Raw genomic sequence first — 13,779 nt, forward strand, 5'->3', positions numbered from 1 at the left:
ATGTTAAAACAATTTTTAATTGAAGCATGCTCTAATCAATTTGTTTCCGGATTTGAGCATTCAAGCACCGAAATGCTGAAAGAATATTTCGAACCATATACAGACTCCTGCGAAAATGATAAAATGGGCAGTTGTATATTTAAACAAGATGGTATGAAGGAAACAAGAATAATGCTAGCAGCACACATTGATGAAATTGGGCTGATGGTAACAAAAATACTTGACAACGGTTTTTTAAGCTTCACATCAATAGGGGGTATCAATCCAGCATCTCTGGTTGCCCAGGAGATAACAGTATACGGAAAGGAAACTGTCTTTGGAGTGATAGGGATCAAACCTCCTCACGTCACTTCTGCAGAGGAAAGAAAAAAGCCGCTGGAATTGAAGGATTTATACATAGATACCGGATATTCAAATGATAAACTTAAGAAATTGGTAAGTATAGGAGATATAGCTGTTGTTAAAAGAGAACCGGTATCACTTCAGGGAAGCATAGTCTCAGCAAAAGCGCTGGATGACCGAGCATGTGTAGCGGTAATGCTTGAAACAGCAAAAGAATTAAGAAAACTTTCACATAAAAGCAACATATATTATGCTGCAACGGCACAGGAAGAAACTGGTTACAGGGGATCAACAACAGCCAGCTATAAAATAAACCCTGACATAGGGATTGTTCTTGACGTTGATTTTGGAATGGCTCCAGGCATGCCCCCAGAAACATGTAAGTTAGGCAAAGGGCCCATAGTTGCTTTTGGAGGAAGATTGAATCCGAAATTGACAAAAAAATTTATTGATGTCTGCAAAACATACAATTATCCTATGCAATATGAGGCATCTCCTGGAAAAACAGGAACTGACACCGAGGCAGTTCAAATAAACAGAGAGGGTGTCCCATGCATACTATTATCCATTCCTCTGCGATACATGCATACATCTGTGGAAACAATAGATATAAAAGATGTTGAGACAACTGGCAAGGCAATAGCTCGTTTCATAAATGAGCTGGATAATTCTGATTTGGAGGAAATATTATGTTTTTAAAAGAATTAACTGAACTTTCCGGCGTATCAGGTTGTGAATATGAAGTGAGAAATTATATAAAAAATAAGTTAAATGATATTGGCTGCGAACACTACGTTGATAAGCTGGGAAATATTATTGCACATAACAAAGGTAAAAAAAATAAGACCATTATGATTGCCGCACATATGGACGAAGTAGGGTTAATTGTTTCTCATATAGATTCTGACGGTTTCATTAAGTTTCAGGCTGTGGGAGGAATAGACCAGAGAATTCTAAACTCAAAGATAGTATTGGTAGGAGATAATAAAATTCCCGGAGTAATAGGATCAAAAGCTGTTCATTTGATGAGTTCCGAGGAAAGAGGGACATCACTGCCAATAGATAAGCTTTATATAGACATTGGAACATATTCAAAATCAGAAACAGAAAAGCTTGTAAGCATAGGAGATTATATTGTTTTCAAAAGCGATTATGTAGAATTTGGCGATGGACTCATAAAAGCAAAAGCATTGGACGACCGGGCAGGCTGCAGCGCTTTACTTGAAGTTTTAAGTATGAAACTTGATGCTGACTTTTATGGTGTATTTACTGTAATGGAAGAAGTGGGGTGCAGAGGAGCACAGACTGCAGCTTTTGCTCTGGAGCCGGATTATGGCATAGTTCTTGAAGGGACTGTATGTGCCGACATGCCTGAGATAAAAGACTATTCCAAAGTAACTCGTATAGGCATGGGAGCTGCTTTATCATTAATGGACAATTCAACGCTTTATGATATCGAAGAAGTGCGAAGAGTAGAAAATATTGCTTTGAAAAACAATATTTCATACCAGTTCAGAACATCATCTGCCGGAGGAAATGACGCCGGACCAATACATAAAACAAAAGAAGGAGCAAAAGCAGTTGCAGTTTCAATACCGTGCAGGTACATTCATTCGCCTGCAAGTGTTGCCAGTATAAATGATTATAACAGTGTTGTAAGCCTTACAAAGGCACTAATCTTAGAGAATCAGAAAGGGGAATAAAATGAATTTTAACAGCGAGTTAATGAAAAAACTATCAGATTGTTTTTCACCTTCGGGGCGAGAAAAAAACGTTCGAGAATTTATTTTAAATGAAATAAAAGATTATGCAGACGAAATAAAGGTTGATGTGCTTGGAAATGTAATTGCAAGAAAAAAAGGAAACGGCAAAAAAGTATTATTTTCCGCACATATGGATCAAATAGGTTTGATTATTACACACGTTGATGAAAAAGGATTTCTTAGATTCTCTAATGTCGGAGGAATTCATGCAAAAGATATAATAGGCCTCAGAATGATCTTTGACAACGGTATGGAAGGTGTAGTGTGTTCGGAAAAAGTAAAAGAAAAAGAGCAAGTTGAGATGAGCAATCTATTTCTGGACGTTGCTTCAACTTCAAAGGATTTCGTAAAATCCAACTTCAAGATAGGAGACATGTGCGTTTTCCAATCCCATTATTATGAGACTGAAGATTGTGTAATATGCAAGGCGGCAGATGACAGAATAGGATGTTACATATTGATAGAAGCATTGAAAAACCATTCTAAAACAGATAATGACGTATACTATGTATTTTCAGTTCAAGAGGAGGTTGGATGCAGAGGAGCAAAGACTGCAGGATACAGCATAAATCCAGATTTAGCTATAGCTCTTGATGTTACCGCAACAGGCGACTCAAAAAATGGAATAAAAATGGATGTTAAACTTGGAGAAGGTGCTGCCATTAAACTAATGGATAAATCAATGATAACTCATCCGGAAGTAAAAACTCTCCTTACAGGTCTTGCAGAGGAACACAGTATAAAATATCAGTATGAAGTTCTTGAATTTGGAGGAACAGATGCAGGTCCAATACACACAACAAGAGAAGGAATCCCAAGCGGTGTTATTTCAATTCCAACCAGAAATCTGCATTCTTCCGGAGAGATTTTCAATAAATCAGACGTACTTGAATGTATTAAACTAGTTAGTGCCACAGCATCAAAATAGTAATCAAAGTATAGCTGGAACGGCACTTACTGTGCCGTTCAGAGTGATTAAAACTAGAAGCTTTAAAAGACTATTTTCAAAAATATTGTTATTCAATAAGAAAATTTGATATAGATTTAATGATATTGGATACACATTGCATCAAACCGCATTATATCAGTAAATATGATATAAAAATGACAGGAAATATTTTGAAAGATCAGGAATTTAATCTTGCAATTGAGCAAGATAACGGTAAAACATACGGTATTATTCTTCTGAACAAACAGATTTCTGCCGGAAATAAAATGTTTTTTGCATATAATGTACTAGGAAAACCTGTAAGCATGGCACTGGCTGAAAAATATCATAATACTGTTTACATATCCAACGTTTATACTACACCTTCGGAAAGACGCAAAGGTTACGGCATGGCTGTAATAAATAAGATTATTTTACATTATAGTGATTGCTTTATCTATTTATACACTAATAACCCGGAAGCTGCAAACATTTACAGAAAATTAGGATTTTCGGATAACCACTTAAAGTCATGGTGGGCAATAAAAGGCTCACTTCCGGATTGGTGCAGCACAAACAATAAGAAAGAACAGTAAACTGTGATTTAAAGTAAGCATAAAAATTATATTGAAAGGAAACTGGAAAAATGATTGATTATAATTTATTAAAAAATGTTGAAATTAAAACCTTACATAATGCATTTGTAAATGCATTCTCCGACTATCAGGTTAAAATTGATTTACCTTTGGTTAAATTTCAGAATATGCTTACAAGAAGGGGATACAACCCTAAAATTTCAATGGGTGCATTTGATAATAACGAATTGGTTGGATTTGTTCTAAACGGGTTGCGAAACTATAACGGAAAGCTTACAGCCTATGATGTAGGAACCGGCGTAGCAGGCAGTTATAGAAAACAGGGAATAACAAGCAATTTAATCAAACAAATTAAGGCACTTTTAATAGAATCCGAAGTTTCTCAATATCAGCTGGAAGTTATTAAAACAAATACTTCGGCATTCGAATTATATAAAAAGTCAAAATTTGAAATAGTGCGTGAACTTGAATGCTTTAAATTGGACAAGAGCAGTTTTACCGCTTCTCAAATATACGATGTTAAGCATATCGATGAAATACGCCAAAGCGATTGGAAAGAATTTTGTGAATTTTGGGATTTTAATCCCTCTTGGCAAAATTCTGCAGATTCAATCAATGCAGTTCATGACTTATTCTGCTATTCCGTCGTATATATAGACAATACATTAGCCGGTTACGGAATTATAGAAAGAAAAACAGGAGATATAGCTCAGATAGCGGTAAATAAAAATTTCAGGCGCAAAGGAATTGCAGCCAGTATTATCGCAGATTTATTAAACAATACTGAATCAGATAAAATTGCCATACTAAACGTAGATTCAGAATGCAGTTCGCTGATTAGTTTTTTATATGAGATGGGCTTCGAACACCACATCGGACAATATGAAATGATGTTAACTTTATAAATAATATAAGGGGGATTTATGAGCATAGTTAGTTCATTTGATATAAATTCAGAGGAAGTGTTAAAGGCAACTGACGTAGTAAAAAAATCAGACAGATTTCCGAAAACTGTTGTAGTGACATTTAAAGATAAGGTGCTTGAACTTGTAAAAGAAATGAACGGTTCAAAGTGCATAGGTGAAATGAACATGGGCTATACGATTCCTATATATGAAGTCACCTATAAAGGTAAAAGCATAGCCGTATACAACACTCTGCTGGGAGGTGCCGGATCGGCTGCATGCATGGAAGAAGTAATTGCAAGAGGCGGAGAAAAATTTATTTTTTTTGGTTCCTGCGGTACTCTTGATAAAAATATTGCTCCAGGTCATTTTATAATTCCTTCAGATGCTTACAGAGATGAGGGAACCAGCTACCATTATGCTCCTGAAGGGGATTATATAAATGTTAAAACTGCCAGCAAAATTTCAGAAATTTTTGAGGAATTGAAACTTCCCAATATTATAACAAAAACATGGACTACGGATGCTCTGTACCGAGAAACAAGAGGTAACATGGAAAAAAGGAAATCAGAAGGATGTCTTGCCGTTGATATGGAATGTGCATCTGTTATGGCAGTCGGACAATTCAGAAACGTCGATGTCTTCCAGTTTCTTTACGCGGAAGATACCTTGGACGGCATATGCTGGGACTCAAGAACAATGGGAAAAGTGCCTTCGGACACATATGATGCATATCTTCGTACAGCTCTCAATATAGCCGCAATGCTATAATAGCAGCTGAAATTCATAATTTTTAGATTTAAAATTATACTGGGAGTACAATATTGAATATAACTATTAGAGAATTAAATATAAATGAAATAACTACTCATTTATTCGCAAATTTTAACAGATATCAAGATGTAAAAAAATGCTGGCGCAAAGAAAACGGCAAATGGCAGTTAAAGGATATTGCTTTTGTTGAGCAGTGGACTTCTGAGGAATATGAGTATCTAGTCAAATGTCTTCAGAATACAATAGCTACAGGAGGCAGAGTTATCGGTGCATTTTGCAATAATTTGCTTGCAGGATTTGCATCTGTTGAAAATAATTTGTTCGGTGGGCAAAATGAATACTTGCAGCTTTCAAGCATTCACGTATCATTTGATAAAAGGGGGATAGGAATCGGTAAAAAATTATTTTCCTTGTCCTGTAAAAACGCAAAGGAGATGGGGGCAAAAAAGCTTTATATATCTGCACATTCTTCACAAGAAACGCAAACATTTTACAAATCACTTGGATGCAGGGAAGCTGAGGAATATAACAAAAAAATGGTTGAAAATGAACCATTTGACTGCCAACTGGAATTTAGATTAACCTAAATTATAGAATGTTGTAATTATAATAAGGAGGTTACACATAATGAAAGAGTTAAACATTAATAACGAAAAAGTAGTAATCAGAAAGACTGACAAATCAGATGCAAAAGCGTTGGTAGAATACATGAACTACATAGGCAGTGAGTCTGACTTTTTATCGTTTGGTGCAGGACAGTTCGGCATGAGTGCAGAGCAGGAAGAAGAATATATTGAAACAGTATTAAAAAAAAATAATGCCCTGTCCATTATTGCGGAAGTAAACGGAAAAGTTGTAGGAAACTTGACTTTCAATGCAGGGAACAGACAAAGAACAGAGCATACAGGAGAATTTGGCATAAGCGTTTCAAAAGCTTACTGGGGATACGGTATAGGTGAAGAGTTTATTAAATATATGATAAACTGGAGCAAGGGCTCGGGAATAATCAGAAAAATTAATTTAAGAACCAGAAGCGACAATGAACGCGCAATAAAATTATATAAAAAACTTGGTTTTACCGAGGAAGGAATTATAAAGAGGGATATATGTATTAGCGGAAAATTTTATGATTCCTTGCTTATGGGCATGCTTATAGATTAAAAACAAAGGTAGGATGCTATGACAAATGTAGAAATACGGGAAAGAACTGTTGAAGATACGCAAGAATTTTGCCGCTTTCTTAATACTCTTGATAATGAAGCCAGATATATGCTGTATGAGAAAGGGGAACGAATACTAGATCTGGATCTTGTAAGAAATAATATCCAAAGTATTATAAACAATAAGGATGCATGTTATGTTGCTTTAATTAACGGAAGCATAATAGGGTTTATTATTGCTGTAAGAGAAAAATTTATCAGGACTAAGCATTCTGCCGTCATAGTTGTAGGAATTCTTGAGAAATATTGCGGAAGGGGAATAGGCAGTGAATTATTTCATCAAGTATTTCTGTGGGCATCAGAAAACGATGTAAAAAGGCTTGAACTTACGGTTGTAAGCCACAATAAGAGAGCCCTTTCATTGTACAATAAGTTAGGTTTTAAACTTGAAGGTACAAAAGAAATGTCTATATTAATAGACAAAAAATACTGCAACGAATATTTAATGGGAAAACTATTATTTTAATTATAATTTAAGGTTTCGGGGGTATTTATGAACAACACTAATGGATCGATAGACAGACTGGCAATTCCATTAATTTTAGTGTCATTACCTTTGACATTCATGGATTTGCTTCTTCCAATGTATACAATGAGTCTTGGATATACACCAGTACAAATTACAGGGCTCTTTTCCATTTTTTCATTTTTTTTAGTTTTAATGAGGCTTTATGTAGGAAGAATATCAGATAGGTATGGAAGGAAGACCGTACTTATAGCAGGGCTGCTGCTATATGCATTATCATATTTGCTATATTCCTATTCCAAAGATATAGGTCATCTTTACACAGCACGCGTTTTTCAATCTATAGCAGGTGTATGCCTCAGTATATCATGCTTCAGTATGGTGGCTGACCTGAACAACAACCTGGGACATAATTATGGAAAAATCGGCGGATATGAAGAAAAAGGAGGCCTTGTAGGTGTGGCCCTTTGCTTCATTATATTTAATTACTCTGATTTCATGGATGGTTGGTCTTATATCTTTAAAATTTGTTCGGCAGCCGCACTCATTTCAACAATATATTCAATTATTTTTATTAAAAATGTAAAATATGATTATACTAATACGAAATTTAATTTTAATTTTTTAAAGCAAAATATATTAATATTAAATTTAATAATTAAGATTTTTACAAGTATTGTTTCATCAATATTTGTTTTGTACATAGCCAATAAATTTAATTCGGATTTGCTGGAAACAGGAATTGCTTTTTTAATTCCGGCAGTTGTAATTGCATTTGCTTATGAAAAGCTCGGAAAAATCAGTGATACAATCGGTAGGTATAGAGCAGTTAAAACATCACTTATTATGCTTGTTTTATGTTTAATTGTTCTTACAGCTATTAAGAATATCTACACATTTGGCATTTTCTGGACAGTTTATTGCATAGCCGTAGTCTTGCTTGATATTTCATTAAAAGGAATGTTTTCATCTGATATTATGGAATCACGAGGTACAGCAATCGGTAAATACACAATGGCGGGAAACATAGGAACAATTATCGGACCTGTTGCAGCAGGACTACTTTTTCAAAATAATATAGCTCTTCCTTTTATAGTTAGCTCTGCAGCTTTTGCGGTTATGTTGCTTACAATGAATAAATGGTTTAATGTTTTGTCAGTAAAAAAAAGTTAAATTATATTTTTGGAGGAAAACGATATGTTTCATAAAATGAGAAGAAAAGACAAGCAAATGTCTGCTGAAGAAAGTATAGAAATATTAAAAAGGGGCGAAGTAGGAATACTATCTACAATATGTGAAAATGGATATCCATATGGAGTACCTTTAAACTACGTTTATTTAAACAACAGCATTTATTTTCACTGTGCAAAGGACGGACAAAAGCTTAGTAACATAAAAAATAGCAGCAAAGTTTCATTTTGCGTATATCATGATGTTGAATTACTGCCTGAAAAATTTGATACTAATTACAAAAGTGTAATTTTGTTCGGAAAAGCCTCTGAAGCCTGCGAAGAAGAAAAATATAATGCGCTTGTGGAATTAATTAAAAAATATTCTGGTGACTATCTTGATAAGGGACTGGAGTACATAGATAAAGCAAAAAACTCAGCAAAAGTTTATAAAATAAGCATAGATCATGTTACAGGAAAAACGCAGAAATAATAAGAATATATTAATCTTGAATATACTGTTGCGGCTCTCACATATGTGGTATAATTTTTAATAATGGTAATAATAAGTAAATAATAATTTTTTAGTTTCCGAGGATATCATGCATAATTCAAAAAAACAATGGATTTTTTTAATGATATTGATTTCTTCTTCTGTAATTACTTTTGCAGTTAATCAATTTATTAAAACTGTCTATGACTTAAATATTTATGAATATATAAAATACTCGCAGGACTTTTCAACAGAGGAAACTGAGTATCTGGATGAAAAAGGTGTATTATATTATTGTACTGATAATAATGCACCTCCGTTTTCGTTCCAAGATAAATATACCGGCAGGTATAAAGGATTCATACTGGACTATGTGTCAGCATTGTCCATCGAGTTAAATACTCAGATCGAATTTGTTCCGAAAATTTGGGAAGAAGCAGTGCAAAGTGTTGTGTCCGGCGAATCCGATATGATAGAATTATTTAAAAGTAAAGAAAGGGAAGAATATCTGTCATTTACAAAAAGTATATACAAGCTCAGAGCAATAGTTATAACCAGAAGTGATAACAATGAAATCACAAATATATCAGATATAAACGGACACAAAATCGCAATAGAAGCCGGTGATTATGCCGCCAGTTATACGGCAAATAACATGCCGGATGCTGAAATCATCACTACCGTTGATTATCTTGAAGCCATTAATAAACTCCTTAGAGGAGAAGTTGATGCAATAATCGGTGATGAACCCATAATTATATATTTTATGGGTGATTTAAGCATAGAAGATAAAATTAATATATTGAGCGAACCACTGTATGAATTGGATATATGCATAGGGGTAACCAAGTCAAAGCCCGAACTGGTGAACATTCTTAATAAAGCCATACTTGATTTAAAAAAGAGTGATTTCGCGCCTAAAATTCAGCAAAAATGGTTTGGCCTTTCAACACCGGTGCATAAAGACAGATTAAATGCTCAGGTTATGTTTCTACTGATAATAGTATTGTTATTTCTTGCAGCTATAGCGGGATGGATTTCTATATGGACCTATTTTTTAAAAAAGCAGGTAAAAAAAAGAACCATTGAGCTTACGAAAAGCAAGAACGACCTTCAACTAACTTTCGATGCATTGTCTGATTTTTTAATTGTTTTGGATAAATACGGACGCATTGAATACATAAATAAATCATTTACTGATATGCTTCATAAAAACAAATATGATCTTATAGGATGCAGCTACAATAATATTCCGCTTCTTGATACAATTGATATAAAACTGATTAATAAGGTAAGTGAAACAGTGTTTAACGGCAGGCACTATAATTACTATATTACTGTTCTTGAATCCGAAAAAAACAGACTTCTTATATCGATAGAAGATAATACAAACGAAATAATAAGCAGAACACAATTGCTGCAGCAAAATAAAATGATAGCTGTCGGCCAGCTGGCATCAGGTTTAGCTCATGAAATTAGAAATCCTTTAGGAATAATTAGAAACTATTCATATGTACTTAAAAGCAGGATGCCTTATAGAGATGAATTGATGGATAAGGCTTTAACAAGCATTGAATCCGCAGTTCTTCGCGCAAGTAAGATGGTTGAAAACCTCCTTAATTTTTCAAGAAAAAATGATGATATTAAGTGTATACCACTAAAGAAAACAATTAATGACATTATTGCATTGGAAAAAGAATCCATAACAGCTAAAAATGTTAACGTCACTGTTATATGTGATGACAGTATAGAATTTTACACAAGGCTGGAATCTCTTACGCATATAATATTAAACCTTTTGTCAAATGGAATTGATGCCGTATCATATGGAGGAACTATAACAATCAGCTGCAGTACATGCAGAAATTATTTATATATAATTTTTAAAGATGACGGACAAGGAATTGAAAAACATAATTTAGAACACATATTTAACCCGTTTTTTACCACAAAGAATGTCGGTAATGGAACAGGATTGGGTTTGTTCATAGTCTACAATGAGCTTTCAAAAATAAACGGAGAAATAAGTGTTGAAAGCAGAGCAGGCGAAGGAACAGAGTTTAAATTAAAATTTAAATTAGAGGAAAAATAAAATGGTTGATTTTAGAATATTGGTTGTCGATGACGAAGAAGACTTCAGAGATGTTTATAAAATTATATTTGAAGATAAAGGATACGAAACATATGTAGCAATATCTGCTGAAGAGTGCTTATCAATAGTTAAGGAGCAAAGCTTTGATCTGATTATTACCGATTTGAAAATGCCCGGTATGGATGGAATTGAGCTTTTAAAATATTTAAAAGAAAGCAATATACCATCAGAAGTAATAATAGTAACAGGCTTTGGTACGATTGATTCTGCCGTAAACGCCATGAAACTTGGAGCATTCAGCTATTTCATAAAAGGAAGTGACCCCGAAGTAATACTCAAAGAAATAGAGAAGCTCGTAAAAATTAAAACTCTGGAAAACAGCAATAGGGCAATACGCGCGAAACTTAATAATTTTGATTATCTAATTGATTCCAATAATGCTAAATTTAAGAACATGCTTAAAATAGCAGAGAAAGCTGCTGCAAGCAATTCCAACATTCTTATACTTGGAGAGTCCGGAACGGGAAAAGAAGTTATTGCTAAGTATATACATCAGACGAGCGGAAGAAAGAATGAAAATTTTATTGCTGTAAACTGTCAAGTTTTTTCAGAAGGTGTTTTGGAATCAGAATTATTTGGACATGAAAAAGGCGCCTTCACAGGAGCAATAGAAAAACGTGTGGGAAGATTTGAGGAAGCCGATAACGGTACTCTTTTCCTGGATGAAATAGGAGAACTTTCGCTGAATACACAAGTAAAGCTTTTAAGAGTCTTGGAAAGCAGGACATTTGAACGAATAGGAAGCAACAAAAGTATTTATGCAGATATTCGCCTCGTAAGTGCGACAAATAAAAAGCTGTCCGAAGAAATCAAGGACGGTAAATTTCGTGAAGATTTATTTTACCGTATAAATACTATTACCATAGAGGTGCCTCCTCTTAGAGAAAGAAAAGAGGATATACCTGAATTAATTCGTTTTTTTCTTAATCAAGCACAAAAAGAAATGAAAAAGAAAATAAGTAGAATAGAAGATGGTTTAATAGAATCATTAATTATTTACGATTTTCCCGGAAACATAAGAGAATTGAAAAACATTATTGAAAGACTTGTTGTATTAAGCGAAAACGGTACTATCAGAAAAGCTGACCTTCCTGATTTAAGAATTTTTCGAGATGAAAACCTCGAAGTAAAGACACTGAAAGATGTAAGACAAATTGCAGAAACTAAGTATATTAAGTACATTCTTGAAAAGTGCAACGGTAATATAACTAAGGCAGCAGAAATGATGGACATAAGCAGAAGACAACTTTTTAATAAAATTGCAGAATACGGCCTAAAATAATAAAGTAGGCAAAAAATTTCACTCGCATGGAAAAAAATTGCCCAAATTAATAACTTGAAATATTTTTTTAAATATTTCAAGTTATTTTAATTTTATGAAAGCGTTGCTACAAGTCGGGTATACGTTAACTTAGCGAATTTTGTCTAAAACTGGCATGGTAATTGCTGAATGTTATATGTGAAATAATTTATTAAATACTTGGAGGTATATTAATGAAACAAGAAAAGGTTGTAAGAAAACCTTACTTATGGGAAGCTTTGCTTTCTTTTGGATTTTTAATTATTGTAATGGGAATAGGCATAGCTAAATACGAAGCTAATCCCCACATCCCAATGTTGATAGGAACTTTGTTTTCTGTATTAATAGCATTCAGATTGGGCTATTCATGGAATGAAATTGAAAAGTCAATGTTTGACGGTATTTATAAAGCTCTGCAAGCCATAATTATACTGGCCATCATAGGCGTTCTTATAGGTACATGGTTGTTAGCAGGTGTTGTTCCAAGCATGATTTATTACGGGCTTGCCATTTTAAAACCGAGCATTTTCCTGGTTGCCACTGTTATTATATGTTCAATTACATCACTGGCAACAGGTACAAGCTGGGGTACAGCAGGCACTATAGGAATAGCACTGATGGGAATATCAAAGGGATTGGGAATACCTGCTCCCGTAGCTGCCGGAGCAATAATTTCCGGAGCATATTTCGGCGACAAAATGTCACCACTGTCAGATACTACAAACCTTGCTCCTGCAGTTTCAGGAACTGACGTATTTACTCACGTAAAGGCAATGCTTCCCACAACTGTAACAGCATATGTAATTGCTCTTGTAACATTTTTGATTTTAGGATTTCAATATTCTGGTACATCTTCAGATGTTACGTCCATAACAGCAATACGTGACGGTTTATCATCAAGCTTTAACATTTCACCGCTGCTTTTACTTCCTCCTCTTGCGGTTATCCTTGCAATGGCATTTAAATTGCCGGCAATTCCGGGTATAGTAATCGGTATTATTATAGGGGGAATTGAAGGAGTTATATTCCAAGGAGCAGACTTTGGTGCAATTTTAACTGCAGCTTACGATGGGTTTACTTCAGAAACAGGTGTTGAAATAATTGATGAACTTCTTACTGCCGGAGGATTAAGCGGAATGATGTATTCTATTTCTCTTACCATAATAGCTATGATGTTCGGCGGAATAATGGAAAAAACCAACCAGTTGGAAGTTATCGTTAATAAAATATTAGAAAAGGTTAAATCAACAGGCGGACTAATTGCAACAACAGTATTAACCTGCATAGGTTCCAATGCAACTATGCCTGAGCAATATATTTCAGTAGTTTTACCGGGCAGAATGTACCATCAGGCTTATATGAAAAAAGGACTTCATCCTAAAATGCTTTCAAGTACACTGGAAGGCGGCGGAACTGTCACTTCATCACTTATACCATGGAATACATGCGCTGCATTCCTGTATAGTGTATTAGGGGTTTCTGCAGTAGAATATGCTCCTTATGCAGTATTTAATTATATGATGCCAATCGTAGTTATTATATTTGGATTCTTAGGCGTGTTTGTATACAAATTAGCAGATGATCCAGACACAGTTATAGGCGAAGTAAGCGTAGAAGAATAACATATTAATAATAAGAATAATATCACAAATTATGGAAATACTGTAATTT

At 34.3% G+C, this 13,779-nt stretch carries 14 protein-coding genes; all 14 read left to right on the forward strand.

Annotated elements, in window-relative coordinates; genetic code table 11:
* A complete protein-coding gene (locus tag ACS3UD_RS05565) occupies positions 1 to 1,041 on the forward strand; it encodes a M42 family metallopeptidase (protein ID WP_308137421.1) in 1,041 nt (346 codons plus the stop codon).
* Complete coding sequence (locus ACS3UD_RS05570) at positions 1,032 to 2,045, forward strand: M42 family metallopeptidase (RefSeq protein WP_308137420.1); 1,014 nt, start codon at positions 1,032 to 1,034, stop codon at positions 2,043 to 2,045. Before ACS3UD_RS05565 ends, ACS3UD_RS05570 begins: the two co-directional genes overlap by 10 nt.
* Before the next feature lies 1 nt (position 2,046).
* Entirely contained in the window at positions 2,047 to 3,033 is a 987-nt protein-coding gene (locus ACS3UD_RS05575) for a M42 family metallopeptidase (RefSeq protein WP_308137419.1), read from the forward strand.
* 191 nt (positions 3,034 to 3,224) lie between these two features.
* Positions 3,225 to 3,629 carry a GNAT family N-acetyltransferase gene (locus tag ACS3UD_RS05580; protein ID WP_440977738.1) on the forward strand — a complete coding sequence of 135 codons (405 nt, stop codon included), beginning with the start codon at positions 3,225 to 3,227 and terminating at the stop codon, positions 3,627 to 3,629.
* Between the two features lie 50 nt (positions 3,630 to 3,679).
* Positions 3,680 to 4,534, forward strand: coding sequence for a GNAT family N-acetyltransferase (locus ACS3UD_RS05585; protein ID WP_308137417.1), 855 nt, complete (start codon positions 3,680 to 3,682; stop codon positions 4,532 to 4,534).
* A gap of 18 nt (positions 4,535 to 4,552) precedes the next feature.
* Complete coding sequence (locus ACS3UD_RS05590; protein WP_308137416.1) at positions 4,553 to 5,305, forward strand: nucleoside phosphorylase; 753 nt, start codon at positions 4,553 to 4,555, stop codon at positions 5,303 to 5,305.
* 50 nt (positions 5,306 to 5,355) lie between these two features.
* Positions 5,356 to 5,895, forward strand: coding sequence for a GNAT family N-acetyltransferase (locus ACS3UD_RS05595; RefSeq protein WP_308140113.1), 540 nt, complete (start codon positions 5,356 to 5,358; stop codon positions 5,893 to 5,895).
* 40 nt (positions 5,896 to 5,935) lie between these two features.
* Entirely contained in the window at positions 5,936 to 6,469 is a 534-nt protein-coding gene (locus tag ACS3UD_RS05600; RefSeq protein ID WP_308137415.1) for a GNAT family N-acetyltransferase, read from the forward strand.
* 18 nt (positions 6,470 to 6,487) lie between these two features.
* The gene (locus tag ACS3UD_RS05605; RefSeq protein ID WP_308137414.1) at positions 6,488 to 6,994 is read left to right on the forward strand and encodes a GNAT family N-acetyltransferase; all 507 of its coding nucleotides are present in this window, start codon (positions 6,488 to 6,490) and stop codon (positions 6,992 to 6,994) included.
* A 27-nt stretch (positions 6,995 to 7,021) separates the two neighbouring features.
* On the forward strand, positions 7,022 to 8,167 hold the full coding sequence (locus tag ACS3UD_RS05610) for an MFS transporter (protein WP_308137413.1): 1,146 nt from the start codon (positions 7,022 to 7,024) through the stop codon (positions 8,165 to 8,167).
* A gap of 24 nt (positions 8,168 to 8,191) precedes the next feature.
* On the forward strand, positions 8,192 to 8,656 hold the full coding sequence (locus tag ACS3UD_RS05615; RefSeq protein WP_308137412.1) for a pyridoxamine 5'-phosphate oxidase family protein: 465 nt from the start codon (positions 8,192 to 8,194) through the stop codon (positions 8,654 to 8,656).
* Between the two features lie 109 nt (positions 8,657 to 8,765).
* Positions 8,766 to 10,748, forward strand: coding sequence for a transporter substrate-binding domain-containing protein (locus ACS3UD_RS05620; RefSeq protein ID WP_308137411.1), 1,983 nt, complete (start codon positions 8,766 to 8,768; stop codon positions 10,746 to 10,748).
* 1 nt (position 10,749) lies between these two features.
* Positions 10,750 to 12,090: a sigma-54-dependent transcriptional regulator gene (locus tag ACS3UD_RS05625; protein ID WP_308137410.1), complete on the forward strand. Its 1,341-nt coding sequence runs from the start codon at positions 10,750 to 10,752 to the stop codon at positions 12,088 to 12,090.
* A 212-nt stretch (positions 12,091 to 12,302) separates the two neighbouring features.
* The gene (nhaC, locus tag ACS3UD_RS05630; protein WP_308137409.1) at positions 12,303 to 13,730 is read left to right on the forward strand and encodes a Na+/H+ antiporter NhaC; all 1,428 of its coding nucleotides are present in this window, start codon (positions 12,303 to 12,305) and stop codon (positions 13,728 to 13,730) included.
* Positions 13,731 to 13,779 lie beyond the last annotated feature (49 nt).

It is taken from the genome of Sedimentibacter sp. LTW-03, from assembly GCF_052059825.1.
In the GTDB taxonomy this organism is placed as follows: domain Bacteria; phylum Bacillota; class Clostridia; order Tissierellales; family Sedimentibacteraceae; genus Sedimentibacter.

Excerpts from the sequence above, each read along its gene's own strand:
- ACS3UD_RS05600 (WP_308137415.1), top strand. The coding sequence starts at position 5,936 with ATGAAAGAGTTAAACATTAATAACGAAAAAGTAGTAATCAGAAAGACT.
- ACS3UD_RS05565 (WP_308137421.1), top strand. The coding sequence starts at position 1 with ATGTTAAAACAATTTTTAATTGAAGCATGCTCTAATCAATTTGTTTCC.
- ACS3UD_RS05625 (WP_308137410.1), top strand. The coding sequence starts at position 10,750 with ATGGTTGATTTTAGAATATTGGTTGTCGATGACGAAGAAGACTTCAGA.
- ACS3UD_RS05585 (WP_308137417.1), top strand. The coding sequence starts at position 3,680 with ATGATTGATTATAATTTATTAAAAAATGTTGAAATTAAAACCTTACAT.
- ACS3UD_RS05605 (WP_308137414.1), top strand. The coding sequence starts at position 6,488 with ATGACAAATGTAGAAATACGGGAAAGAACTGTTGAAGATACGCAAGAA.
- ACS3UD_RS05575 (WP_308137419.1), top strand. The coding sequence starts at position 2,047 with ATGAATTTTAACAGCGAGTTAATGAAAAAACTATCAGATTGTTTTTCA.
- ACS3UD_RS05570 (WP_308137420.1), top strand. The coding sequence starts at position 1,032 with ATGTTTTTAAAAGAATTAACTGAACTTTCCGGCGTATCAGGTTGTGAA.
- ACS3UD_RS05610 (WP_308137413.1), top strand. The coding sequence starts at position 7,022 with ATGAACAACACTAATGGATCGATAGACAGACTGGCAATTCCATTAATT.
- nhaC (WP_308137409.1), top strand. The coding sequence starts at position 12,303 with ATGAAACAAGAAAAGGTTGTAAGAAAACCTTACTTATGGGAAGCTTTG.
- ACS3UD_RS05620 (WP_308137411.1), top strand. The coding sequence starts at position 8,766 with ATGCATAATTCAAAAAAACAATGGATTTTTTTAATGATATTGATTTCT.
- ACS3UD_RS05615 (WP_308137412.1), top strand. The coding sequence starts at position 8,192 with ATGTTTCATAAAATGAGAAGAAAAGACAAGCAAATGTCTGCTGAAGAA.
- ACS3UD_RS05590 (WP_308137416.1), top strand. The coding sequence starts at position 4,553 with ATGAGCATAGTTAGTTCATTTGATATAAATTCAGAGGAAGTGTTAAAG.